Origin of the sequence: Deinococcus arcticus (assembly GCF_003028415.1) — a bacterium.
Lineage (GTDB): Bacteria > Deinococcota > Deinococci > Deinococcales > Deinococcaceae > Deinococcus > Deinococcus arcticus.
Window position 1 is genome coordinate 74,624 of sequence record NZ_PYSV01000005.1, and the last position, 24,661, is coordinate 99,284.

Consider the following 24,661-nt stretch of genomic DNA (forward strand, 5'->3'; position numbering starts at 1 on the left):
CACGAGCTGGTGTCGCTCCATTCGCCTCAAAGCCGCCCCGAGGTAATCCTGGGGCGGCTTTGGCTTCTGGCTTTGGGTTTCTGCTCTCAGCCCGGCGCCCCTGCGTGTGGAAAGGCATACAGGTGGCCGCTGCGTAGACCCTGGGCATTCAGGGCCGTGTGGGGCAGGCGGCGCAGAGGCTGGGGCGCGTGGCCCGGGGTCTCCAGTACCAGCGGCGCGCGCAGGAGGCCGTCCGGGGTTACCAGCAGTTCGCCGCGCAGGCCCCGCACGGGCCCGGTGCTCAGGGCGGCGGTCAGGCCCAGGGGGGTCAGGTGGGGCAGCTGGGCCGCGCCGCGCGACAGCCACGTGCCCACATCGTGGCCCAGGGCTGCTGCCGGGTGACTCGCCAGGGCGCCAGCGGCGCGCCTCAGGGCGGCAGGAAGGGGCGTGGCCGACGGGGCGGCGCTGCGTACCTGCGCGGCCCCTGTGCCCAGGCTGCCCACACTCACGCTCAGCCCCAGCTGGCGCGCGGCGCGCAGCACGTCAGCGGTCTGTACCTGCGCAGAGTCCTGCAGGTGCAGGTGCCGGGCGCCGGCGGCCTGGGCGGCGGCCACCGCGGCGCGCAGGGCCCCGCCCGCCAGCTGTGGGTCCAGCACCGCGCTGCCCAGCAGTTGCCCGCCGCCGGCCTCCAGACCACTGGCGAACGCAAACGGCAGATCATAGCCGCTGTCCAGCGCCGAGATCAGCAGGAAGGTGGGGGTGCGGCGCGGCGCGAGGTGCTGGCCCATCAGCCACTCGCCTTCCCAGGCGTGCAGGCTGGCCCCCAGCAGGCCCGCGCGGGTAGGCCGGCGGGTGGGCGCGGCGCCGGGCCCGGCGGCAATCACCGGCAGCCCCGCTGGCAGCTCAGTCGCCACCAGCTCGGCCACGCCGTCGCCCAGGGTCACCAGTACATCGGGCCCAGCGCGCAGGGCCACCCCGGCGGCCTGACGCAGCTCAGTGGGGCGCGGCCCACTGCGGGTGACCAGCAGTGCGGCGCCCGGGAGCAGCGCCGTTTCCAGACCGGCCAGAAACGCCGCGGTGAAGCCCGGCAGGGCCTCGTGCTGCGGCACCAGGGCGGCCACGCGCAGGCGCCGCGCCGGAATCGTGGCCGCCTGCGCGCCGCCCAGCAGGGCCGGCAGCGCGGCCACGGCCTTGAGCAGGTTGCGGCGGGAGGGCGTGGGGCTCACAGGGGGCCCCGAACAGAAAACAGAGACATGAAACCTCCGGTCAGGGGCGCGACGGGTAGATGCCCTGAAGCGCAATGATGAACGTGACGGCCAGATAAGGGGGCAGGTTGTTGTGCGGCGCGCTGCCGCCCGCTGGGGCCAGACTCTGGGGTGCCAGGGTGACGCCCGGGGTGCCGGGACCATACGCGTTGCTGTTCACGCTGCGGGCCAGCGAGCGGTCGGTGGGCACGGCGCTGGTGCCCGGTACGTCGAAGGCGTTCACGGCGTGGGTGTGCGGCGGCATCTCCTGGGGGAGCAGGGTCACGCTGGCTGCGCCGCCCTGCTGGCCCAGGGTGCGCGGTGTCAGCCCGGGGCCGGTTCCCGGCGCCATGGGTGAAGTCGCCTGCAGGTTGGGCAGGGCAAAGGTGGTGCGCCCGTCGCCGCCGTAAGTGGTCCCCAGCAGCGAAAACAGGGCCGTGTTCTGCGCAATGGGCAGCAGTTGCCCGTTGCACAGGGCCCACCCGCGCGGCGCAAAGTTGCCCGCGAACATCTGAATCTCTCCGATAAACGGTTCCATGGGGTTGGCCTCGTGGCGGTGCCGGTGGGGCTGGACAGCAGAGCCGCTCTGTCTCTGGCCTCTTCGGGCCGGCCGCATTCAGAAGGGGGGCTTGTGCCGCTGCGGTGGAAGCGGCGCAGGGTGAGCTGGCGCTCCCACCTCGGCCCTCAGTTGCGGGAGGGAAAAATGCCTTCCAGGGCGATAATGAAGTTCACGCACAGGTAAGGCGAGAGGTTCTCGTGGGGCTGCGCGCCCCCACTGGCCGCCACGGCGGCGGCGGCCAGGGTCTGGGGCCGCCGGCCGCTGCCCACGTACAGCTCGCTGCCGTCGGGCTGCGCCAGAAAGGCCCCGGCGCTGACGCCGCCGCCCTGCGGGGCCGTGAGGGTGCTGGCCTGCAGGGCGTGGCTGTGGGCCGGCACCTGCGCGGCGCTGACGGTCACGGTCTCGGTACCGGTGAGCTGCCCCAGGGCCAGCGGCTGGCCACCAGCGGGGGTGCCCACATGCGCCGGCAGGCGCCCACGCATGTCTGGCAGGGCGAAGGTGCTCTGGCCGTCGCCGCCGTAGGTGGTGCCGATCAGGACGAACAGGGCGTCGTACTGCGAAATGGGCAGCAGCTGGCCCTCGCACAGCGCCCAGCCCACGGGGGCAAAGGTGCCGGCGAACATGCGGATTTCACCCAGGTAGGGGGTCATAGGGTCTCCTGGCTCAGTTGCGGGACGGGAAGATGCCCACCAGGGCAATCACGAAATTCAGGGTGGACAGGGGCGGCAGGTTGGGGTGGGGCTGGCTGCCCCCGGCGCTGCCCACCGTGGTGTTGGCCAGGGCTGTCAGGGGGCTGGAGGCGGCGGCGTACAGGGGCGCGCTGGCCAGCAGGGCCCCTGCCGGCAGGCTGGTGCTGCCCGCACTGGCACTGGCGCCCAGCGCGTGGCTGTGGGCGGGCAGCTCGGCCAGCGTGAGGGTGTGCGTCGCCTGACCGCCCGCCTGGCCCAGGTTCATGGGTAGGCCGCCCTGCGTGCCCCAGTGCATGGGCACGCGCCCGCGCAGGTCGGGCAGGGCGAAGTTGGTTTGCCCGTTGCCGCCGTAGGTGGTGCCCAGAATGGAAAACAGCGCCTGATTCTGGTTGATGGGCAGCAGCTGGCCGTCGCAGGTGGCCCAGCCGCGCGGCGCAAAGGGCAGGGCGCAGATCTGAATGGTGCCGATAAAGGGTTCGTCCATGAGGAGCCTCCGGGGTTCAGGGCGCCGGCGTTTCGCAGGTGCCGCCGGTGGGCGTGCCGTCCACGAAGATGCCCACGGTCGCGGGGTTGGCGCTGGCCAGGAAGCTCTGGGCACTGCCGCCCGCAAAGCCCTGCAGCTGCAGGGTATTGCTGCCCACCTTCCAGACGTACAGCCCTTCAATGCCGCTCACGCTGCGCAGGGTGTTGCCCGTCACGCTGGCGCACAGCTGCGCGCTGGTGGCCGGGCCGTCGCCGCTTTGCAGCAGCGCGCCTTCCAGGGCCGTGGAAACCGGCGTGCTCGTCTGGTTGCCCGTCAGGGTGACGTGCAGGCGCGAGGCGTTGTTCAGGGCGGCAAAGCGCAGGCCGTGAGAGGCGAAGTTGTTCACGGTGTTGTTCACGGCGCTGGCGCGCAGTGTGCCCGCGCCCGCCACCACGCCTGAGAGCCCGATAGAGTTGCCGCCGGACAAGGGCTGCAGGGTCAGCGAGTTGCCACTGAGCAGCCACTCGTCGGTCTGGGCGCCCGTATGCGTGGTGTTGATGCTGAACCCGCCCGCCGCAGAGGTCGTGTTGTTCACGGTGTTGCCGCTCAGGACGGTGCGCGAGGCGCTGTTGGCAGCGTGGTCCACCCGCACGGCCGCCAGCCCGTTGTTCGCAAAGGTGCTGCTGCGCACCGTCAGCACGGCGCGCCCGGTTTCGGTGTTCTGGGTGACCACCTCCACGCCCTCGGCGCCGTTGTTCTGCACGTTCAGGCGCTCCAGGGTGGCGGTCAGGGTCTGGTTCTGCGGCACAATCCGCAGTCCCTCGCCGGCGGCGCCCTGCAGGGTGCCCCCGGAACCGGCCGCGCCGCTGCCCGTGACGCTCAGGGTGCCGCCCACGCCGGTCAGCAGGCTGCCGGTGCCCGGCGAGGCGCTGGAATTCAGCGCCGTGATGGTCGCATTCAGGGTGCCGCCCGTGAGGTTCAGGGCCGGACCCGCGCTGGCGCCCACCGTGCCAGCAGTGAGGTCCAGGGTGCCAAAATTACTGCCCGTCACCGCGCTGCTGGTGCCGCTGATGTTCAGGCCGCGCACCACGGTGTTCTGGGCCAGCGTGAGGCCCGCGCCCGCACTGTTGCCGATCTGGGCGTTCTGTGCCCCAGCCGCGATGTAGGTGACGCCGCCCACGGTCAGGGCGGCGCCCTCACCGATCAAGGTCTGGCCTGTTTTCAGCGTCAGGCCGCTGTTCTGCCCGCCTGTGGTGCCGGTGCCGCGCGCCACGTACAGGTGATCCCCCGCCGCCGAGGCCGTCTGGGCCGCCGCCAGGGTGTTGAAGGGGGTGCCCTGCCGGCCGTCGCCATTGGAGCCGCTGTTGTTCACGAACCACACCCGCCCGGCCACGTTCACGTCGGCAGTGGTGTCGGTGCCGCTGCAGCCCTGGTTGTCCGAGACGCGGTAGAGCAGCTGATCAGTCACCGCCGGCTGGCCGTCGCCCACCTTGGAGATGAAGGTGAAGTTGCCGGCTGCGCCCACCGTCGCCGCGCCGCCCCGGCGGGTGCTGCCCCCGCTGAAGCTGAGCGCCGCACCGCCGTAGGTGCTGTAGGCCCCGGCCAGGCCGCTGCCCGCCGGCACCGACAGCTGCACGTGCCCGGGCACGGTATAGGCCAGCGCCACGTTCTTCAGGGCAATATTCCCACCAATTTTGGCCAGGCGCGCCGCGTTGCCTGCCGTGGTGGCCGAGCCGATGAACTGGGTGACGCCCGTGTTCAGCGTGCTGCCGCACAGGGTCATGACCGGGATGTTCACGCCCAGGGCCCCGGCCCGCGCGGCGGCGCTGCTGAAGGCGCCCTGCTCTTCCACACTCTCGGTCACGCGGGTGCGGCTGTCGTCCATGACCGCAAAATTCATGTTGAAGCGGAACGGATCGTCCGCGCTGCTGGCCTGCAGCGGCAGCTTGACGGCAATCGTCACCACGCCGTCGAACTGCCCGGCGGCCGGGTTGCCCGGCAGCAGGCGGCTGGCGCTCACGTTCTTGCGCCGCACCACGTAGCCATAGGGAAAGAGGCGCGTGGCCCCGGCTGGGGTGGCGGCCACCTCGTCCTCGGCGAACACCTGCAGGTCCTCGCTGCCGGCCTTGGGCTGCAGGCGGTCAGCGCCGCTGGTGCGGTCCAGGGTCATGGCGTGGGTGGGCAGGATGCTCTGGGCCATGCCGGCGGGCGCCGCGCTGCCGTCGAAGCGCTGCAGGGCACTGATGGCGGTTTCGCCAATGGTGCTGGCGGTGCTGGCGGCCACCAGCGTGAGGTTCTGCCGCGCCGCCGGGTAGGCGGTGCCCGCCGCGTCGGCGTTGCGCACCCGGAACGAGGCATACAGGTAGCGCATGCCGCCCGCGCCGCGCGTGCCCACGGTGAACGAACTGTTGGCCAGCGGCTCCAGCTGAAGGCCGCCCACGTTGGTCAGCGCCTGGGGCACGAGTTCGGCCCGGAAGCCTTCGGGGTCGTTCAGGCCGGAAAAGGCGATTTCCACGGTGCCCAGCGGGGTCAGGGCGTGGGCGGGGGCTGGGGCCGGCGTGGTGGGGGCCGGTTCGGCGCCGGGTGCGGGGGCGATGGGCGCGGAAGTGGTCGGCGGCGGGGCCGGCTGGGGCGCCGCGCAGGCGCCCAGCAGCAGGGCCAGCGAGAGCGGCGCCAGGGCAGGAAAGGGCAGGGAACGCATGAAACCTCCGCTCAGGGGCACGAGTTGACGAGGTAGGTGGCGCCCGGGGCGCCGGCGGCGTCGGCGGTGCGCACCTGGCAGACCCGGCGCGCGGGGAGGGTGCCCCCCGAGGCGTAGGCGTTGCCGGGCAGCACGTTGACCCCGGTCGCGCCCGCCGCCGCTGCCCGGGTGAGCACCTGGCTGTCGGGCAGGCTCTGTTCTTCCAGGGTCTGCGTGACCCGGGTGGCCGAATCAGTCACGACCAGAAAGGTCATGCGAAAGGCCCAGGGATCGCGCGCGCTGCCGGCAACCGGCGTCTGGGCGTTGTCGTTGGGCTGCAGCGGCACCCGCACACTGATGGCCACCCGGCCGTCGTACTGCCCGGCCGCCGGGTTGGCGCTCAGGGTGCGCCCGCCCGCCGGGGTGCGCACCACGTAACCGTAGGGAAACACGGTGGTCACGCCCAGGTCGCTGTAGCTGGACACCGGCACGCCGCCGCGCGTGAAGCTGCCCGGCGCCACCTCGGATTCCAGAAACACCTGCAGGTCCTCGCCGCCCGCCACGGGGCGCACCTGTTCGGCGGCAGGCTGGTAGTCCAGCGCGTGGGTGGGCAGCACGCTGCGCGCTACCCCGGCGGGGGCCGGCGCGCCGCTGAACACGGTCATGGCGCGCAGGGCGGTGCCGTCCACATTGTCGCTCACCCCGGCGGCCAGCAGCGTGAGGTTGGTGCGCGCCGTCCCCGAGGGCGTGCCGTTACTGGCCGCGTTGCGCACCCGGTAGGTGGCGGTGATGTAGCGTGTGCCGCCGCTGCCGCGCGTCCCCACATCGGTCACGCTCACGCTCAGGGGTGAGAGTTCCAGGCCCGCGCCGCTTTCTTCCAGGGCCAGCGGGCGCACCTGAGAGTGGGCCTGCGTGCTGCCCAGGCCATCGAAGCTGATTTCCAGCAGGCCCAGCGGCGCCAGAGCGGGCGGCGTGGGGGCCCCGCTGGGCGCGCAGCCTGCCAGCAGCAGGGCGCCGGCCAGGGCCCAGCGCGCGCGCCTACCAGGCATCGGGGCCCCCTGGCGCTGGGTCCAGCCCACCGGGCAGCACCGGCACAGAAATCACCAGGGTCAGGGCCTGCCACGCGCCCAGCGGGGTCAGGGTGGGGGGGGCATACGGCGCGTGCGCGCCGGGCAGCGGTCCACCTGAAGGGGCTTCATCTTCTTTGGTCATTGCTCATTGTAGACATATCTCCGGTCAGAAAAGTAAGCGCCCCACCCCTGGTCAGGGGGTGAGGCGCAGTGGGCCAGATAAGGCCCAGATTCTGGTCAGTCGGTGGCGCTCAGGGCAGGGGGCGCCGGGGTGGGGGCACCCAGACGGCGGCGCTCGAACTGCCAGAACACACTGGGGACCACGTAGAAGGTGAGCAGGGTAGAGGTCACCACGCCCCCCAGAATCACGATGCCCAGGCCCCGGCGGAATTCGGCGCCCTCGCCCTGGCCCAGAATCAGCGGCACGCTGATCACCAGCACGGTCAGGGTGGTCATCAGGATGGGCCGGAACCGCAGCTCGGCCGCTTCAATCAGCGCCTCGCGCAGCGGCAGGGTGCGCACCCGCTCGGTCACGAATTCCAGGTACAGAATGGAATTCTTGGTGGACAGCCCCAGCAGGATCACCATGCCCAGCACCGTGATCACGTCCAGGTTCACGCCAAAGAGGTTCAGCGTCCACAGCGCCCCCACGATGGCAATGGGCACCGGCAGCAGCAGGTACACCGGATACCGGAAGGAGTTGAACTGGCTGCCCAGCACGAGGTAGGTGAGCAGGATGGCCACCAGCATCAGAATGGGGCCGTAGAACACAAGGTCCCCGGTCAGGCCCGCGCTGCCAAACGCGCTGGCGTTGCCCAGGGTCACGCCGCCCGAGAGCAGCCCGGCCTTTTGCACGCGGCCCACCAGTTCCTGCTGGTAGGCGAAGGGATTGGGGCCGCCGTCCACGAGGTTGATGTCCAGGGTGGCGGTGTAGGCCTTGTTCAGGCGGCTGAGGGTGGCGGGCGTCTGGGCCAGCTCGAAGGCGCCCAGTTCGCCCAGGGTGAGGTTGGCGCCCAGCCCCTGCGAGTACACCGTCTGACTCAGCAGGCTCTGCTCGCCGCTGATCAGCGCGGGGTCCAGCCGCACCACGATGTCCACGCTGCGGTCGCCGTCGCGCACACGCCCGGCCACCGAGCCGTCGTTGTAGGTGCGCAGGGCCTGGGCCACGTCGCTGGCGCTCAGGCCGGTGCCGCTCAGGCGCGTGGGGTCCGGCACGAAGGTGCGTTCCTGGCGGGTGGCGCTGAGGCTGCTTTCCACCGTGCGCAGGTTGGGGTCCTGCGAGAGCAGGCGCACGACCTCGCGGTTGCGCTGCACCAGCAGGGCCTGGTTGGGGGCGGTGAGCGCCAGGGTGATGTCGGCGCTGCCCCCGGGCCCGCCCTGCTCTGAGGCCACCAGCACCTCGGTGCCCGGCACGGCGGCGGCCACGCGCTCCAGGTCGCGCAGGTAGCGCGCCACCAGGGTTTCAATCCCGGGGCGCTCGCTCTTGGGAATCAGGGTGACGGTCAGGCTGGCGGCGTTGGGGCTGTTGCCCCCGGTCAGGCTGCCCGAGCCCACGCTGGTCTGCACCAGACGCACTTCATCGCGGGCCAGCAGATTCTCTTCCACCTGCCGGGTCAGGCGGTTGGTGGTGGCCAGATCGGTGCCGGTGGGCAGGTCCAGGTCCACGGTCAGCGAGCCGCTGTCGGTCTGGGGGGTAAAGGCGAAGCCCACCCCGCGCATGGCCAGCCCGGCGCTCAGCAAAAACAGCCCTGCCACGCCCATGACCACCCAGGGCCGCGCCAGGGCGCCCCCCAGGCTGCGGGCATAGGCGCGCGCCGTGGCCTGCACGCCCCGGTTGGTCACCCCGTGCAGGGTGCCGGTCAGCGCTTCAAGCACGGCGTACAGCGCGGTCAGCAGGTAGCGGACCACCGCCAGGCCCAGTGGCGCCAGCAGCGCGGCTAGCCCCAGCGCGACGGGCAGGGCCAGCCCCGCGCCGCGCACCGCTGCGGTGAGCGCCGCGCCCGCCAGGGCCAGCCCCAGCCAGCCGCTCAGGGTGCGCACGCCCGCCAGACTCTGGCGCAGCAGCAGCGGAAAGCGGCCCAGCACGGCCGGCACGTCCCGCCACGTGACCGGCTCGGGGTCCTGGGTATAGGCCATGCGTACCGTCAGAAACAGCAGGCTTTCCAGCCACGACAGCGCGATGGCCGCCGCAATCCCCAGTCCGAACTGGCTGAAAAACTGCCCCAGGATGCCCGGCATGAAGCTCAGGGGCAGCAGCACCGCCAGCAGCGAGAAGCTGGCCGCCGTGACGGCCGAGAAGACCTCCGAGCCGCCCAGCAGCACGCTGCGCACCGGGCTGTAGCCCAGGTCGCGGTAGCGCTGTACGTTTTCGGCCACCACAATCGAATCGTCCACCACGATGCCGATGGCCACGATGATCGCCAGCAGCGAGATGATGTTGAAGGTAAAGCCCAGCAGGCTGAAGAGCAGCGGCGCCGCGCTGATGGAGATGGGAATGGCCAGCACCACCGCAAACACGGTGTTCAGCCGCCCCAGAAACAGCAGGCAGATCACGCCCACCGCCGCCACAGCAATCAGGAATTCCTTGAAGGTGTCTTTCACGGTGGCGCGGGTTTCGCGGGTGGTGTCGCTGGCCAGGCTCAGGCGGTAGCCCCTGGGCAGGGGCTGGGCCTGCATGGCCGCGCGCACCCGGTCGGTCACCGCCACCGAGTTCGTGCCGCTGCCCTTGCGCACGCTCAGCAGCACCGCCGGCTGGCCGTTCACCCGGGCCAGCGAGGTGGCGGCGGCGGCCGAGTCACGCACCCGGGCCACGTCACCCACCTGCAGGCCGCTGTCCAGGGGAATGCGCGCCACCTCGGCCGCGCTGCGCGGGGTGTTTCGGGTGGAAAACTGCGTCTGGGTGCCGCCCTGGGCCACCGCGCCGGCCGGCAGGTCCAGCGCACTGGCACTGATGGCGCCCGTGACCCGCGCCGGGGTGAGGTTGTAGGCCTGCAAGCGGGCCGGGTCCAGGAGAACTTGCACCTGCCGCTCCGGGCCGCCCGTCAGGCTGACGTCGGCCACGCCGTCAATGCGCTCCAGGCGGGGCACCAGCACATCCTCGGCCAGGGCGGTCACCTGCGCGGGGGGCGCGCTGCCGCCCAGCAGGGCCAGCGTCAGAATGGGCGTGTCGTTGGGGTCGAACTTCTGCACCACCGGGGCTTCCGAGCCGTCGGGCAGCGCGGCGCGGATGGCCGCCACCGCCTGCGAGACACTGTTGGCGGCGCTGTCCACGTTCGTGTCGTCGGTAAAGGTAATGACCACCGCCGACTGGTTGCTGACCGAGGTGGTGTTGATGTCCACCACGCCTGCCAGCGTGCTCACGGCGTCTTCAATGCGGCGGCTGACCTCGCGGTCCACCTGATCGGGGTTGGCGCCCGGGTAGGCGGTGCTGACGGCCAGCACCGGCACCTCGAAGTTGGGCAGCAGTTCCACGCCCAGCCGGAAGGTGGCCACCAGCCCGGCCAGCACCAGCATCACGAAAATCCCGATGGAAAACACGTAGTTGCGCACGCTGAAGCGCACGAGGGGATGCACCGCCGGTTCGGGCGTGCCGTCGGGCAGCCGCCCGGGCGGGGCGTTGAAGTCGGCGGGTTCGTGGGTGCTCATGGCCGGGCCCCGGCCGGGCGCGTGACCCTCACCCGCGCGCCGTCCTGCAAGCTGGCGGGCAGCGGCGTGATCACGGCCTGCCCGGCGTCCAGGCCCTGCACCGCCACCTGGGCACCGCTCTCAGCCACCACGGTCACCGGCGTGCGCTGCGCCACCCCGGCGGCGGCCACATACACCACGTTCTGGCCCTCTTCCGCCTGCACGGCGCTGGCCGGCACCAGCACGCCCCGGCCCAGCGTGACCCGGTAGCGGGCCTGGGCGGTGGCGCCCACCGGCAGGGCGCCCCCACCCTGCACCCGCGCCGTGACCGGCACGAGGCGGTTGGTGCCCGCAATGCCGGGGGTATCCACCACCGTGGCCACGTAGTTCTGCCCGCCGTAGCCCAGGTTCAGCGGGGTGCCGGGGCGCAGCGTGGCGGCGTCGGCGGCGGGCACGCTGAACTGCGCGCGCAGGCTGCCGGGGTCCACCAGCCGGAACACCGGCGAACCCTGGGCCACAAATTCACCCACCTCCACGCCCAGGTCGGCCACGGTGCCCGCAAAGGGTGCGCGCACGGCGGTGCGGGCCAGATTCTCCTCGGCCTGCCGCACGCCGGCCTGCGCCTGGGCCAGCGTCACGCGGGCCAGCGGCACACTGTTCTGGGCACTCTGGCCGTTCTGCGAGAGGTTGCTTCTGGCCTGGGCCAGCCCACTCTCGGCCTGCGCCAGCGCCGAGCGGGCCGCCTGCAGATCGGCCTGACTCACGCCGCCCAGGGCGTACAGCCGCTCGGCGCTCTGGGCGCTGCTGCGCGCCTGGGCCAGCGTGGCCTCGGCGGCCTGCACGGCGGCGCGCAGGCTGGCTCCTGCACCCTGCGCCGTGCGCTGGGTCTGTTCAAGGCTCAGCTGCGCCTGCTGCAGTTGCAGCCGGGCATTGTCCAGCGCCTGGCGCTGCGGCAGGTCGTCGAGCTGCACCACCACCTGCCCGGGCTGCACCCGCTCGCCTTCCTGCACCGGCACGGCCCGCACGGCGCCGCCCGATTGCGCCGCCACCTGACTGTCGCGCTGGGCCTGCAGCGTGGCGCTGGCGCTGCGCTGGGCCTGCAACGTGCCCGCTGTGGCCGTCACCGTGGTGACCTGCAGGGCCGTGGTCTTGGCGGGCGGCGCGTCAATGTCGTTGGTCGGCCCGGTGCCGCCGGGCGGCGCGCAGGCCGCCAGCAACAGCGGCAAGGTCAGGGGCAACAGGGCGCGCACCTCAGTTCACCAGCCCGGTCACGTCCACGCCGCTGGCCTGTCCCAGCGCCGAGAGGGCCCGCCACACACCGCCCTGCGCCTGGGTGAGGCTGAATTCGGCCTGCGCGACCTGCAGCTGGGCCTGCTGGACCTCCACGGCGGCAGCGGTGCCGGCCTTCAGGCGGGCCTGCGCCTGGGTCAGGGCGGTGCGGGCGTTCTGCAGGGCCCCTTGCGCCAGGGCCACGCGCTCCTGGGCGTCCTGGGCGGCGCGGTAGGCGTCGCGCACGCCGGTCTGGGCGGCGCGCAGGGCGTCGTCCAGGCTGCGCTGGGCGTTCTGCGCGGCCACCCGGGCGTCGTCCAGGGTGCGGGCCGGGGTGTAATCGTTGTCGGCCAGGCGCACCTGCAGCGCGGCAAAGGCGGCGCCGTTCGCCGCCTGCACGAGGCTGGGCAGGCGTTTGTCCAGCCCGCTCTGCAGCGTGGCCAGCGTCACGCTCAGCTTGGGCGCGGCGGGCGGGGCACTCAGTTTCAGGTCGCCCTGCAGGTTCAGGGTGCGCCCCAGCCCCGCTTCCAGCACCGGCAGGGTGGCCCGCGCGCTGGCGAGGTCCTGGCGGTCACTGTTCAGGGCGTTCTGGGCGCGGCTCACGTCCAGGGCGGTGGCGGTGCGCGCGGCGAGCCGGGCCTGGGCAATTTTCAGGTTGCGCTCGCTCAGGCCCACCTGCGCGCCGGCCAGCGTGACCCGGGCAGCGCCCTCGTAGGCCGACAGGTAGCCGCTGATGGCGCTCTGCGCCGCACCCAGCTTGGCGGCGTCCAGCGCGGCGGTCTGGGCGGCCACCTCCTGCTCGGCCTGGGTGAGGGTGGTGATCAGGCTGGTGGGGTCGGCGCGCACCGCGCGCAGGTTGGCCTGGGCTTTTTGCAGGCTGGCGCGGGCGCTTGTCACGTCCACCCCCTGGGCCAGCGCGCGGCTCACCGCCGAGGGCAGGGTCAGGGTGGTGGCGCTCTGGGCGTGGGCGCCGCCCAGGGTGAGCAGCAGAGGGAGCAGCAGGCGCAGGGCGGGCAGGGGGGAACGGGTCATGGTTGGCCTCCGGTGGGCAGGGGGGCGGGGAGAGTAGGCAGGAAGGGGTCAAGGTCGGCGGTGGCCTGTGCCAGGGCCAGACCGGCTAGGGCCACGCTGTCCTGGGCGGCCTGCAGCGCGTGGCGGGCCTGCAACAGGGCCAGTTCGGCCTGGGCCAGGTCCAGCGTGGTGCCCAGGCCAGCGTCCAGGCGGGCGCGGGCATTCTGCAGGGCTGTTTCGGCCGACTGGACACGGGTGCGCGCCCCCGGCAGCGCGGCGCGCTCGTCTTCCAGGGCACTCAAGCGGGTGCGCACGTCCAGCTCGGTGGCCTGCCGGGCACTGGCCAGCGCCAGTTCGGCCTGTTGCAGCCCCAGTTCGGCCTGGGACAGCGCGGCGGCCTGCGGGCGGCCCAGCAGCGGCAGCGCGGCGCTGAGCGACAGGGCCACGCCGCTCACGGCCGAGTCCGTGTCCCGCAGCGGCACGCTGGCCTGCACGCCCAGCACGCCGGCTTTCAGGTTCAGGCTGGCGCCCACGGTGCGCCCGCCGCCGCCCTGGGCGTCGGCCAGTTGCCCGGCGCGCACGCTGGCGCTCACGTCGGGCAGCCGGGCGTCCAGGCGGGCGGCGGCCAGTCCGGCCTGGGCATCGGCCACTGCTGCCTGGGCGCGGGCCACCTCGGGGCGCTGGCGCAGGGCGCGGGCCAGCAGCGTCTCCAGGTCCCCGGCGGGGGTCAGGTCGGGCAGCGGGGGGTTCAGCACCCCGGCGCCCACGCTCACGGGCGTGCCCAGCAGCCGGGTCAGGGCCTGCGCCGCCTGGGTGACGGCGCGTGCGGCACTCTCCTGGCCCGCCACCGCCGCTTCCAGACCCGCGCGGCGGTCCAGGACGCCGGCGTCTGTGGTCAGCCCCGCGGCCCGCTGGGCTTCGGTGATGGCCAGCACCCGCTCGGCCAACGTCCGGCCCGCCTGGGCGGCCTCCAGGCCTGCCTGGGCCCGGCGCAGGCCGCCCAGCGCCTGAAAGAGGGCCGCTGTCTGGGCCGCCCGCGCGGCGCGCAGGTCCAGGGCCGCCGCGCCCAGGGCCCGCTCGGCGCTGCGCACCCCTTCCAGGGCCGGCGACCAGGGCAGCACGGCCACGCTGGCACTCAGGGTCACGGTGGCCGCGCCCTTCCACTCGCCGCCGTTCCAGGGCACGCGGCTCAGCGAACCGTCGGCCCCGGCGCTCAGGCTCAGGCCCGCGCGGGTGCGGGCACTTTGCAGCGCGAGGGCGGCGGCCTGATAGCTCAGGTCTGCCCCCCGCCAGCCCGGCGAGGCGCGCAGGGCCAGCAGCAACTCCGGCAGGGTCAGGGTGGGCGGGGCGGGGGTCAGCGCCGGTGGCGGCGTGGCGGCCGGGGAAGGCGACGTGCTCTGCGCATGTGCGACAGAGAGGGACAGGGCCAGCGCGGCGCAGAGCATAAGCAGCGGCGCCGGGCGGGGACGACTTCGGGGGTGAACCATAACAACCTCGGCGGGAAAGTGGGACGGGGCGAAGCGGTACAGACGGGTTCAGCGTGACGGGAGCAGGGGGCAGCGGTCATCCGACCTTTGGGGTATTCGAGTCTTCACTCAATTACTGCCCACACGCGCCGGCTTCAGGGGGCCAGGCCGGGCCACAGCACATCCAGCAGGCCGCGCACGAAGCGCCCGGCGTCCACAGGGGTGCGCCCAGGCGGCGGCATCACCTGCTCCTGGTGAATGAAATGTGTCAGGGCGCCCACCACCGTCAGAGCCGTCACCTCGGCGTCCAGCGGGCGCACGCGCCCCAGGGCCACCTCGCCCTGCAGGTAACCCGTCAGTGCCCGGGCATCGGCGCGCATGGGGTCGTCCAGGCGGTCAATCATGGGGTTGTGGCTGGGGTCGTGCCCGCGCGAGAACATCACCGTCAGGCGCGGCACCAGGGCCTGGGCCTCGCGCAGCATGCTCAGGGTGGCGCGCTCCAGGTTGCGCCGCACCTCGCCCTGGCCCACCGCTGCAAGCAGCGCCGCGCGCCACTGCCCGTAGTCGGTCAGGCCAATGGCCGCCGCAAACAGGTCCTCCTTGGTGGGAAAGCGGTTAAACAGCGTGCCTTCAGAAACCCCCGCGCGGCGGGCAATCGCAGCGGTGGTGGCCGCAAAACCCTGTTCCAGAAAGACCTCCTGCGCCGCCGCCACAATCTGTTCATCGGTAATCTGCCGGGGGCGTGCCATAACTGAGTGTAAACTCAATTACTCGCCCGGCGTCTGTCGGGCAGCGCACAAAGAAGCGCGGCATGGGGGTGAGGTGGTGGGGGCGCCGGCTCCGGACGCAGGGACCGCTTCCTCCTGAGCAGACGGTCTGTCAAGAAACACTCAAGCCAGCACACGAAGCACGTTTTTCTGTCTCGCACAGCGCTTTTGCTCTTGACCCCCCGCCTCTGCGGCGCAAACCTGTTCCTATGCTGACCCGGATTCATTTAGGGTGGGCTGCATGAGTCCACGCCCTCACCTTCACCCTGCCTGGATGCCCTCTGTCACTCTTCTGGGGGCCGCGCTGCTGGCCCTCAGCGCCTGCGGCCACAGCCCCTCCCCCGCAGCCAGTCAGCTCCACCTGAGCGCGCAGGCGGCGCAGACCTACCGGGTGTCGTGCACCGCCACCAGTGGCCCCCGGACCCTGGCCGACATCAACCGGCTGCCCCTGAACCCAGGCGATCAGGTGCTGCTGCAGCGGGGGTGCACCTTCCCGGCCACCGCCACCTCCGCCCTGCAGGTCACCCGCTCGGGCACCAGTGCGGCGCCCATCACCTTCGGGGCCTACGGCACGGGTGCGGCGCCTGTCATCCGGCAGAGTGGCCAGAATTCCACGGTGCAGATCCGGGGGTCGTGGCTGGTCTTTCAGGACATTGCGCTGGTGGCCGATCCACTGCCAGCGGCCGGGGGCGGCGTGCGCTGCACCGCCCAGCCGGTGGGCTGGCTGGTGGGCTGGGAGGTCTGGGGCACCCGCAACACCCTGAACCGCGTCTCGGCGCGCGGCTACATGACGGGCGCCATGCTGGTGCGCGGCGACGGCACGCTGGGCTTTCACAAGGTGCTGAACAGCAGTTTCTTCAATAATTCGGTGATGCAGACGAACACCCCCGGCGGCGACGACGATTCCGGCGCCTGGGGCATCCTGGTGAACAGCAGCAACAATGAGATCGCCGCCAACCGCTTCACAGGCAATACCGCCTGCAGCGAGGATTATGTCCGCGACGGCGCCAGCGTCGAGATCTACCAGTCCAGCAACAACTGGATTCACCACAACGAAACCCACGAGGACGTGGCCTTTGTGGAACTGGGCGGCACCCCGGACCTGCCCAGCCGCAACAACCGCATTGAGGACAATGTGTACATGCCGGTGCAGACCGGCGGCGCCTTCGTGACGCTGCGCGGCGCCCGCAGCACCTGGGGCGCCAACCCGGGAACGTCGGTGCGGCGCAACACCTCGTACCTGGCTGATCTGGGGATTACCTGCTCTGACGGCTGCTCGGCGCAGATTCTGGTGGCCGAGGACAACCGAATCTGGGAGCGGCAGATCTCCAGCGGCCTGACCAACAAGACTTTTGCCTTCTGGGCCGACGCGCCTGTCTCGGAGCGCCGCAACACCTTCTGGCGCGATGATGGCCGTCCGGTGGCCAGCATTGACGGTAGCCAGCTGGACAGCACCGACCGCACCGCGCCCTTTACGCGGCCCAATCCCACCTTCTAGGCCCGTGGAACCCCAGCCCAGCGAACAGACCCAGATGAGCCTCACGCACCACCACATCGTGGCCGGGGACGTGCGGCTGCACTACGTGGCAGCGGGGCCTGCGGGCGGTCCACCCGTGTTGCTGCTGCACGGCTTCCCGGAGTTCTGGCGGGCCTGGGAGCGGCAGATTGGCCCGCTGGCCCGCGCGGGCTTCCGGGTGATCGTGCCGGACCTGCGGGGCTACAACCTCAGCGAGAAGCCGCCCGGCGTGGAGGCTTACGCGCTGCACACGCTGCAGCAGGACGTGGCCCACCTGATTCGCGCCCTGGGCCACGAGCGGGCGCATGTGGTGGGGCATGACTGGGGCGGCGTCATTGCCTGGGCGCTGGCCATCCGGCAGCCAGCGGTGGTGCACAGACTGGTGATTCTGAACGCGCCGCACCCGGGCGCTGCCCGCCGGGCCATGCGTCAGCCCGCGCAGTGGCGGCGGTCGTGGTACATCCTGTTCTTCCAGCTGCCCTGGCTGCCCGAGCGCCTGCTGGACCGCTTTGGGCAGTGGGCGCTGCGGGGCGTTCACCCGGCCGCCTATACCGCCAAAGACCGCCAGCTGTACCGGCAGGCGTGGCACCAGCCGGGCGCGGCGACCGCCATGCTCAACTATTACCGGGCGCTGCGCCTGGCCGGGCAGGGCCACACCGGGTCGTTGGAGGTGCGCGCGCCCACGCTGGTGCTGTGGGGCGACCGGGACGTGGCCCTGCTGCCCGAACTGGCCGACGGCCTGGAGCGCTGGGTGCCCGGGGTGCGCGTGGTGCGGTTTCCCCGGGCCAGTCACTGGGTCATGCGCGACGAGCCTCTGCGGGTGAACAACCTGATCACCGAGTTTCTTGGGGCGTAGGACCAGCGCTGGCCCTGCCCAGAGCAGCTCAGTACGTTGCACCTCATGGTGCGACTGTTCAGGAGAGCACCGAAAAGGCTCCACGCCCGGTGCAACGTCCTTTTTTCGAGACTCGCTCCACTTGATTGATCCCCCGATCAACCGGGCGGGCGGGGACAGCAGCGCCGCAGAGCGAGTGGCGAAGCGAAGTGCCTCGCCCGGGAATGGACACGTTGCTGCGCCCTTCTGAACCGTTGGCCTGGGGGAGGGGCGAGGCACTTATGGTGGACAGCTGAGAGGCGCGGCCGTTCAGCTGAGGCATTTCGGGCGCTGCATCTGGACGGCCCTGCGCGCCCTGGCCCCGACCCTGCTCTGATCGGTGGCAGAGAACCGGGCGTAGTGGAGGCGGCAAACCGGCTGGGCAGGCCCCAGGCAGCGGGGTACACTGCCCCCATGCCCCCTGCTGCGCGCGTTGGTGACAACCACACCTGCCCCCTGTACGACGGCAAATCGCCGCATGTGGGCGGGCCAGTCAACATGGGCAGCCCCACGGTCATGATTGGCCGCATGCCGGCGGCCCGTGTGGGTGACATGTGCGTGTGTTCGGGTCCGCCTGACACCATTGCCCGGGGCAGCGCCACCGTGTTTATCAACAAGAAGCCGGCTGCCCGTCTGGGCGATATGACCGCCCACGGCGGCGTGATCGTGGCCGGGGCGCCCACCGTGAATATCGGGGGCTGAGCCACAAGCGGGGTCAGGCCAAGGAGCAGCAGACGCGGAGGCTGCGCACTCCTTCGAGGCCGGCGGATTCAAGCTCACGTCGGGTCACCTTCCGGCGCATTCGCTGGCATCATGGGGGCACGTATCCCGGGAGGTCTATGGAGTACGCCCGCAAGCCCACATCCACCCGCAAGGCGCCAGAACAAGCCGCTGAGCGTCACAGCTCTGCCCCTCTCGATCTGGTCCTGCAACGTCACGCCCAGCTGCGCGCCGATCTCACCCGCTTCACCTCGCACGCCCCTGCACTCCAGCGCCGACAGGCAGCCCCAGCCCTGCGCGCCCTGGAACTCCACGCGGGAGAAGTGAGCCGACTTGATGACCAGCGCCAGACCCTGCAACGCCAGCTGGCAGACCTGGGGCCAGTGCGCCCTGATCAGGCGGACCCCACCGTGCAGCGTGAGGCCAGCCCCGATCCACCCGCCCGTCCCCAGAATCCCGCCGACTGGGTGGCCGTGATGCAACGCCACGCCGGGCAGGTTGAAGGCCAGCGCCTGGACTCGCGCCAGTTTGCCCAGCACGCAGCCCTGCAACGGCAGGTGGCCCAAACCCTCGCGCAAGGCTTCAGAACAGATCGTGGCCCGGCACAGGCCCGGTACGACACCTACGGCGAGCATCTGGCCACCCTGCAACGCCACGAGCTCAGCGCGCCGGTCGCTCGGGTCGTGCTGGGCCTAGTGCCCCCCGGTGAGCGGCTGGCCCTGCAGCGCGCGGTGGTGTCGTGCAGAGGCAGAGCGAGCAGCAGGCCCACGCTGATCAGGTGCTGCGCGCAGCCGCCCTGCAACGGCAGCTGGCGGAACTGAACGCCGAAGCCACCCAGCCGGTTTTTCAACGCATCCAGGCCCGGCGGGGTGCTGGGAACCCTCTGCCCGAAGCCATTCAGCGCCATCTGGAACAGGGCTTGAACCACGACCTGAGCCGCGTGCGCATTCACGATGATCCAGAGGCCCACCAGTTGGCGAAAGGCGTCAATGCCCTGGCCTTCACCACCGGCAGCGACATCTTCTTCCAAGCCGGCCAGTTCAACCTGAACAGTCAGAGTGGCCTGGAACTGCTGGCGCATGAAGTGACGCATACCGTCCAGCAGAGTCAGGGCAAGGTCGGCCCTGGCATTGACCCGGATGCCGGCCTTGAAGCGGAAGCCCGGCAGATGGGCCACCGGCTGGCCCGGGGGCCACTCGCGTCCCCTGATCGGGGTCTGCGTCCAGTAGCCACCCCAGCAGCCCGGGGTACTGGGGCGCTGCAGCGGCGGGCCGCACCCACCACGGCCACTCCCGCGCTACTCCAGACCCTGAGTGCCGGTCAGGCGCCACCGGTCCCCTTCGCCTTCGTGTGGCAAACCGAAGACGGCGGCGTGTTTCTCCGCGAGACGCCTGGAGGCAAGGTCCTGGGCAAGGTGCCGAACACCACCCGCCTGCAGCTGCTTCGCCATGACCCGAAGCAGGGCCTGTACGCCGTGCGCACGCCTTCAGGGCTGCAGGGCTGGGTGGCCGCTAGTCACCTCAAGATTCCGCCGCCCAGGCTGGCCGAGGACGCCAACCTGAAGTTCTACGTGCCCAGAAAAGGCGAGGGCATTTTCAAGGTGGTGACCGCCCAATATGGCGCCGCCGAGTTTGGCGAAGATGCCCGGTACTTCACCAACGTGCTGCGGGCGGTGAACCAGCCCAGCGCCTTCAAAGTCACCAATCCCAAGTACAAAAGCTTCCTGGAAGGGGCTTTTGAATCTGCCATCACCGCCATGACCGCTGGACGCGATGCCAATGGCGTCCAGCTGCAGGAAGACGTGCCCTTCTGGTTGCCGAGCCCCAAGGGCGCAGCCGACATCAAGGCGTACAGCGGCAGCTTCACCAAGGGCGTGCTGGAGACCACGAAACAGACTTTCGGCACGGCCGGCGAACAGGCCCTGTACACCGGCTCGTTCATGACGGGGATGCAGCTGGGGGTGCTGCAAAGCATCTGGGACGCCCTGGTGGGGCTGGTTGAGCTGGTGAAGCTGCCCCTGACCATCGTCAAGGCGATCTACGGCGTCATTCAGACCGCGCTGCAGGGCCACCTGCTGGCCAAAATCGGGGAGATCTACGCCTTCCTGGCGGGGGGCGGCCTGAAGCAGATCGCTGAGCTGCTCATTGCAGACTTCAAGGCCGGCTGGAACAACCAGAATCCCCTGAGTGCGTGGACCTTCCGGGGCCGTGTGATCGGCTACGCCGTGACCGAGATCCTGATGACCTTCATCCCGATTGCGGGCCTGGTGCTCAAGGCCGCCAAGGCCGGGAAGGTGGCCTCGTTCCTGGGGGGCAAGTTCAAGTGGATCGGTCAGGCCGGCCAGAAAGCCATGCAGGCCCTCGACAAGGTGCAGATCCAGTGGCCCCCACCTGGGTTTCAGCCTCAGCGAGCTGCTGCTGGTATAGGTGGCATAAGCATCCCTGTTCCCGTTGAGCCGAATAGGAAAATCAGTCTGGGCCAGGTGCTGCGTTCGGTTGGTAATGCTGTAGGAGGGGCTGCTCAGGGAGGTGGGCGGGTCCGTGCGCCTGTTGCAGGACTATATAAGGGGCTGGATGTTGCCAATCCGCCTCAGGGATGGAAGTTTAAAGACAACGTCGTATTTGGCGTCGACGCTAAGTCCATTACAACGGTCGTTACTGGGCCTAAAGGACAGAGTGGGACTTTTACGAGAAAGTATGCTGCGTCTTCAGTCCAGTTGATCTTTGACGTTGCCTTCCTGCAAGATCTCCCCTCCTGGATCCCATCAGCAAGCGGTGAGCTCGCGGCAGGTAAGGGCGTCCCGACGGTTGCCTACGTCTCGATGTATCAGATGAAGCGACTTGGGATTGGCTATGGTTCACTTAAAACGCTAAAAATGAGCACTATTCAGAATTTTGAAACAATTCTTTTTATGGAGAGTAAGAAGCGCCAAGGAATACCCTTGAATAAAAGCGTCTTGCAATCGCACTCCGTGGCTTATGCCGAAACGACAATGATCCAATCAGGACATGAGATTGTTAGCGCCGATGTCTCTGGCGGCCAACTTGAGGAAGTAGGTGATTATATGGCTTTTTATGAGCGGCGGAACCCCGCACTTAAGCAGATACATGATGATCTGCTTAAGAAATACGGCCTGAGCAGAAGAGACCGCATGCTGATCGACTTCAATATTGAGCTGAAACTCAAAGGATTACCGGAAGGCCAGACAGCGTTACCCCTAGGATCAACCAAATGACACAGAAATACACAATTGTTTTTAAAAAACCTGTGCAAGGTATATACACCGACTTGGAACAGCCATTAAGGGAAGGTTTGGGGCTAGAGTGCCGATTCCATGAGGACATAAGAGGATCTATCGACGCGGATGATTCCATCATTATTCTGGTTACGCTGTATATCCGACCCACAGAACTCCACGATAAGCTGGCATCAATCCCGCCGGAAACAATGGCAAGAACAATTATTTTCGGTTACCTGGGGGACGACCAGGAAGAGGTCCTAGAGCACTATAAGCCCCTTGGCCTTGCTACCTCAAAAGCTGTGGAAGGGTGGCTGATGTGTGGTGCCCGTCCCTCACCGATGTTGGGTCATGGGAATGGACTTTATGGTCTTAAGCAATATTTCGATCCCGGGATATTTGATGACATTTTTCTGAAACTAAAGAAAACCGAGAACTATGTCATCTACGAAACCCTAGACGCGGAACCGCTAACCCAGATTGTGCAGCTGTATGTCGCTGCCGTGACAGCAGCCCGCTCTGCGTCTTGATGGCAACAGCTATCTGATTACGTCGATCGAATGCGCGCGCTAAAGACGGCGCCGAAATTTCGGAAGGGTGCGCCGTCCTACCGGTCAACCTTCATGAACACAGGCACCTGAACCCCGGCTGCTCAGGCCCAGTGATCCCCACCTTTCTCCTTACCCCCCTCTCCAGTCCCCTCCCAGTTCAGCTCCTCAGGGGGACCGGGGCGGCCCAGCAAAAAGCCCTGGGTACGCTCCACGCCCAGGTCGCGCACCTGCAGCAGCTGGGCGGGTGTCTCCACGCCCTCAGCCACCACGTCCAGCCCCAGGGCGTGGCCCAGCGCCACAATCGCCTGCACAATGCGGTAGGCGCCCGGCGAATCTTCCAGCGCCTGCACGAAGGTGCGGTCTACCTTCAGCGTCGTGACCGGCAGGGTCATCAGGTAGTTCAGGGCCGAGTTGCCGGTGCCGAAATCGTCAATGCTCAGGCGCACGCCCATGGCGCGCAGTTCGGCCATCTTGCGCGCCACGCCCTTGACATCGCGCAGGATCATGCGCTCGGTCAGCTCCAGTTCCAGGTCGCGGCCCTGCAGGCGCCACGTTTGCAGCGCCCGGCGCACCACATCCACGAAGTCGCCCTGCACAAACTGCGCCGGAGAAACATTCACGCTGATGCGCTCCAGGGCCCGTCCGTCCTCTCGCCACGCGGCCAGCTGGCGGCAGGCCTCATTCAGCACGAAGGTGCCGATGGGAATAATCAGCCCCGTGTCCTCGGCCACCGGAATGAAGGTGGCGGGCGAGACGTTGCCCAGCGCGGCACTCTGCCAGCGCAGCAGGGCCTCGGCGCCGCGCACCTGCCCCGAGAGGTCGTGCAGCGGCTGATACACCACGCGCAGTTCACCCCCTTCCAGGGCGCCGCGCAGGCCCAGCTCCATGCTGGAGCGGGCGGTGCCCGCCGCGTTCATCTCCGGCGCGTAGAAGGTGACGTTGTTCTTGCCGCCCTGCTTGGCGCGGTACATGGCAAGGTCGGCAAAGCGCTGCAGGTCCTGGGCGTCGGCGCCGTCGTCCGGGTACAGGCTAACCCCAATGGAGCCGGTTACGTGGGCCTGCGCGCCCCCCAGGGCGATGGGCTGGCGCAGCCGCTCCAGAATCTTGGCCGCCACCAGCGCGGCGTCCTGGGCGCTGTGAATGCTCAGCAGCATCACCGTGAACTCGTCGCCGCCCAGCCGGGCCACGGTGTCGTTGCGGCGCACGCTGTCTTGCAGCCGCGCGGCCACCTCGCGCAGCAGTTCGTCGCCCGCCGCGTGGCCCAGGGTGTCGTTCACGGCCTTGAAGCCGTCCAGGTCTATAAACAGCACCGCCACCCTGCGCCGTTCGCGCACAGCGGTGGCAATGCCGCGCTCCAGGCGGTCCTGAAACAGCGCGCGGTTGGGCAGGCCAGTCAGCACGTCATGCTGGGCCTGGTGGGCCAGCCGGGCCTGACTGGCTTCCAGTTCGGCGGTGCGTTCGCGCACCTTCTGTTCCAGGTCGCCGGTCAGCTCGCGCAGCGCGGCGTTGGCGCGGTTCAGTTCGGCGGTGCGGCGCTGCACCCGGCCTTCCAGTTCGCCGGACAGCTGGCGCAACTGGGCGGTCAGGCGGGCATTGTCCACAAAGGCCAGCACCTGCCGCACCACGACCAGCGCCGTGACCAGCACCGTGCCCCACAGCACCCCCTGCCCGCCCGGCCCCCCCTGCGTGGCCACCAGCAGCGCAAAGGCCGCCGCCAGGGCCACGTAGGGCAGGAACAGCGCGGCGCGGTGCAGGGCGGCCAGCGGGGCGAACAGGGCGTGGTCCTGCGCCGGGCGGAAGGACGCGGCGGCAAACAGGGTGGCCCCCAGCGCCCAGAACACGTCTGGCCACGACCCTTCCTGGTAGGTGCCGGCGGCGCCCAGCACGATAAATGCCTGATCCGCCACGATCAGCGCCAGCAATCCGGCCGCCAGCAGCGTTTCCCGGGGCCCCGGGCAGGCGCCGCCGCGCAGCGAGATCAGCAGCAGGATGCTCAGCAGCAGCAGGTCGCCCACCGGATAGGTCAGGCCGATCACGGCGGCCAGCGGCTCTCCGGCATACGCAGCCAGCACGCCCCGCAGCACGAAGTGCCACGCGTACACCCCCACGGCGGCCATGATGATGGCCACGTCTACCCCCAGGCGCAGGGTGTCCCAGCGGGTCAGCGCCGCGTGCTCGAAGCGCAGGAAGCCCCAGGCGTACAGCGCCAGCGCCAGCAGAAAGCCAATGTCAGCCACCGAGGGAAACGGCGGGTCCTGGCGCACCAGCAGCAGATAGGCGTACAGGATCTGGCCTGCCCCAAACGAGAGCAGCCCCGCGCCCAGCGTGCGCCACGCCGCCCGTTCGTGGGCGTGGCGCCGGGCGTTCCAGATGCAGCTCAGGCCCGCAAAGACGAAGGTGGGAATGTAGATCAGGCTGCTGACCCACAGCCGGGTCAGGGCGTCGCCCTGGGGAAAGGCCACCCACAGGGCGTGCAGCCCCAGCAGCAGCGCACACAGGGCAAAGGCGACGCGCCCCGGCACCGGGGCAGGAATACGGCTGGGCGAGGGAGGCGGGGACAGTGGCATGAGCTGACCTCGGACACCAGAAGCAACGTGGGCTGAACAAACAGGAGTGAGCTTCACCTTACTCCAGCCGGCGGGCGGGGGAACAGCCGCGTAACTGCGTGCGCCCCCGCTGCGCCTGGCCCCCCGGCAGCGCTGGCGCTGGCCCCGCGCAGTCCCTGGCCGCCGGACTGGCCAATGCCGGCGGCGCGCCGGTCCCATGCTGCGGGTTCGTGCCGGCGAGCCGCCGGTTCAGGGCCCCAGCCTCCCCAGGACGGGAGCCCCGGCGCCGGTTGGGTCAGGGCAGGGTGGACCGCTCAGGCAGGCCCGGGAACAGGGTGTCCTCGCGCCGCTTCCACACTGGACTGGACCTCACCGGGCAGCGCCGCAGCAGGGGA

19 protein-coding genes are annotated in these 24,661 nt (G+C 69.9%); 6 read left to right on the plus strand and 13 right to left on the minus strand.

Going from position 1 to position 24,661, the window contains the following annotated elements; translation table 11 throughout:
- Window positions 1-86 precede the first annotated feature (86 nt).
- The 12 genes from C8263_RS06815 to C8263_RS06865 form a co-directional block, all read right to left on the minus strand.
- Window positions 87-1,205 (minus strand): hypothetical protein, encoded by a 1,119-nt coding sequence (locus C8263_RS06815; protein ID WP_107137378.1) that lies wholly within the window; start codon window positions 1,203-1,205, stop codon window positions 87-89.
- A 40-nt stretch (window positions 1,206-1,245) separates the two neighbouring features.
- Window positions 1,246-1,761: a phage tail protein gene (locus C8263_RS06820; protein WP_107137379.1), complete on the minus strand. Its 516-nt coding sequence runs from the start codon at window positions 1,759-1,761 to the stop codon at window positions 1,246-1,248.
- A 146-nt stretch (window positions 1,762-1,907) separates the two neighbouring features.
- Window positions 1,908-2,432: a phage tail protein gene (locus C8263_RS06825; protein ID WP_107137380.1), complete on the minus strand. Its 525-nt coding sequence runs from the start codon at window positions 2,430-2,432 to the stop codon at window positions 1,908-1,910.
- A gap of 13 nt (window positions 2,433-2,445) precedes the next feature.
- Window positions 2,446-2,955, minus strand: coding sequence for a phage tail protein (locus C8263_RS06830; protein ID WP_107137381.1), 510 nt, complete (start codon window positions 2,953-2,955; stop codon window positions 2,446-2,448).
- Window positions 2,956-2,971: 16 nt separating this feature from the next.
- Window positions 2,972-5,635: a VcbS gene (locus C8263_RS06835; protein ID WP_107137382.1), complete on the minus strand. Its 2,664-nt coding sequence runs from the start codon at window positions 5,633-5,635 to the stop codon at window positions 2,972-2,974.
- A gap of 11 nt (window positions 5,636-5,646) precedes the next feature.
- Entirely contained in the window at window positions 5,647-6,663 is a 1,017-nt protein-coding gene (locus C8263_RS06840; protein WP_107137383.1) for a hypothetical protein, read from the minus strand.
- Complete coding sequence (locus tag C8263_RS19260; RefSeq protein WP_158263758.1) at window positions 6,653-6,826, minus strand: hypothetical protein; 174 nt, start codon at window positions 6,824-6,826, stop codon at window positions 6,653-6,655. Before C8263_RS19260 ends, C8263_RS06840 begins: the two co-directional genes overlap by 11 nt.
- 95 nt (window positions 6,827-6,921) lie before the next feature.
- The gene (locus C8263_RS06845; protein ID WP_107137384.1) at window positions 6,922-10,329 is read right to left on the minus strand and encodes an efflux RND transporter permease subunit; all 3,408 of its coding nucleotides are present in this window, start codon (window positions 10,327-10,329) and stop codon (window positions 6,922-6,924) included.
- Entirely contained in the window at window positions 10,326-11,558 is a 1,233-nt protein-coding gene (locus tag C8263_RS06850; RefSeq protein ID WP_107137385.1) for an efflux RND transporter periplasmic adaptor subunit, read from the minus strand. The genes C8263_RS06845 and C8263_RS06850 overlap by 4 nt, the downstream gene beginning before the upstream one ends.
- 1 nt (window position 11,559) lies before the next feature.
- On the minus strand, window positions 11,560-12,609 hold the full coding sequence (locus C8263_RS06855; protein WP_107137386.1) for a TolC family protein: 1,050 nt from the start codon (window positions 12,607-12,609) through the stop codon (window positions 11,560-11,562).
- Window positions 12,606-14,075 (minus strand): TolC family protein, encoded by a 1,470-nt coding sequence (locus tag C8263_RS06860; RefSeq protein ID WP_233218687.1) that lies wholly within the window; start codon window positions 14,073-14,075, stop codon window positions 12,606-12,608. Before C8263_RS06860 ends, C8263_RS06855 begins: the two co-directional genes overlap by 4 nt.
- A 134-nt stretch (window positions 14,076-14,209) precedes the next feature.
- Window positions 14,210-14,803, minus strand: a complete 594-nt coding sequence (locus tag C8263_RS06865) for a TetR/AcrR family transcriptional regulator (RefSeq protein WP_107137388.1) — start codon at window positions 14,801-14,803, stop codon at window positions 14,210-14,212.
- 292 nt (window positions 14,804-15,095) lie between these two features.
- Here C8263_RS06865 and C8263_RS06870 point away from each other — a divergent pair, with 292 nt between their 5' ends.
- The 6 genes from C8263_RS06870 to C8263_RS18875 all read left to right on the plus strand — a co-directional run bounded on the left by C8263_RS06870 (window position 15,096) and on the right by C8263_RS18875 (window position 21,699).
- Window positions 15,096-16,319, plus strand: coding sequence for a polysaccharide lyase domain-containing protein (locus C8263_RS06870; RefSeq protein WP_158263759.1), 1,224 nt, complete (start codon window positions 15,096-15,098; stop codon window positions 16,317-16,319).
- A gap of 34 nt (window positions 16,320-16,353) precedes the next feature.
- Window positions 16,354-17,193 carry an alpha/beta fold hydrolase gene (locus C8263_RS06875; RefSeq protein ID WP_107137489.1) on the plus strand — a complete coding sequence of 280 codons (840 nt, stop codon included), beginning with the start codon at window positions 16,354-16,356 and terminating at the stop codon, window positions 17,191-17,193.
- 432 nt (window positions 17,194-17,625) lie between these two features.
- On the plus strand, window positions 17,626-17,913 hold the full coding sequence (locus C8263_RS06880) for a PAAR domain-containing protein (RefSeq protein ID WP_107137390.1): 288 nt from the start codon (window positions 17,626-17,628) through the stop codon (window positions 17,911-17,913).
- Window positions 17,914-18,050: 137 nt separating this feature from the next.
- A complete protein-coding gene (locus C8263_RS19605; RefSeq protein WP_233218688.1) occupies window positions 18,051-18,752 on the plus strand; it encodes a hypothetical protein in 702 nt (233 codons plus the stop codon).
- The gene (locus tag C8263_RS06885; RefSeq protein WP_233218689.1) at window positions 18,710-21,166 is read left to right on the plus strand and encodes an eCIS core domain-containing protein; all 2,457 of its coding nucleotides are present in this window, start codon (window positions 18,710-18,712) and stop codon (window positions 21,164-21,166) included. The genes C8263_RS19605 and C8263_RS06885 overlap by 43 nt, the downstream gene beginning before the upstream one ends.
- Window positions 21,163-21,699: a hypothetical protein gene (locus C8263_RS18875; RefSeq protein WP_146160616.1), complete on the plus strand. Its 537-nt coding sequence runs from the start codon at window positions 21,163-21,165 to the stop codon at window positions 21,697-21,699. Before C8263_RS06885 ends, C8263_RS18875 begins: the two co-directional genes overlap by 4 nt.
- Window positions 21,700-21,821: 122 nt before the next feature.
- On the opposite strand, the gene C8263_RS06890 is transcribed toward C8263_RS18875, so the two are convergent.
- Entirely contained in the window at window positions 21,822-24,287 is a 2,466-nt protein-coding gene (locus C8263_RS06890; RefSeq protein WP_158263760.1) for a putative bifunctional diguanylate cyclase/phosphodiesterase, read from the minus strand.
- Window positions 24,288-24,661: the final 374 nt, after the last annotated feature.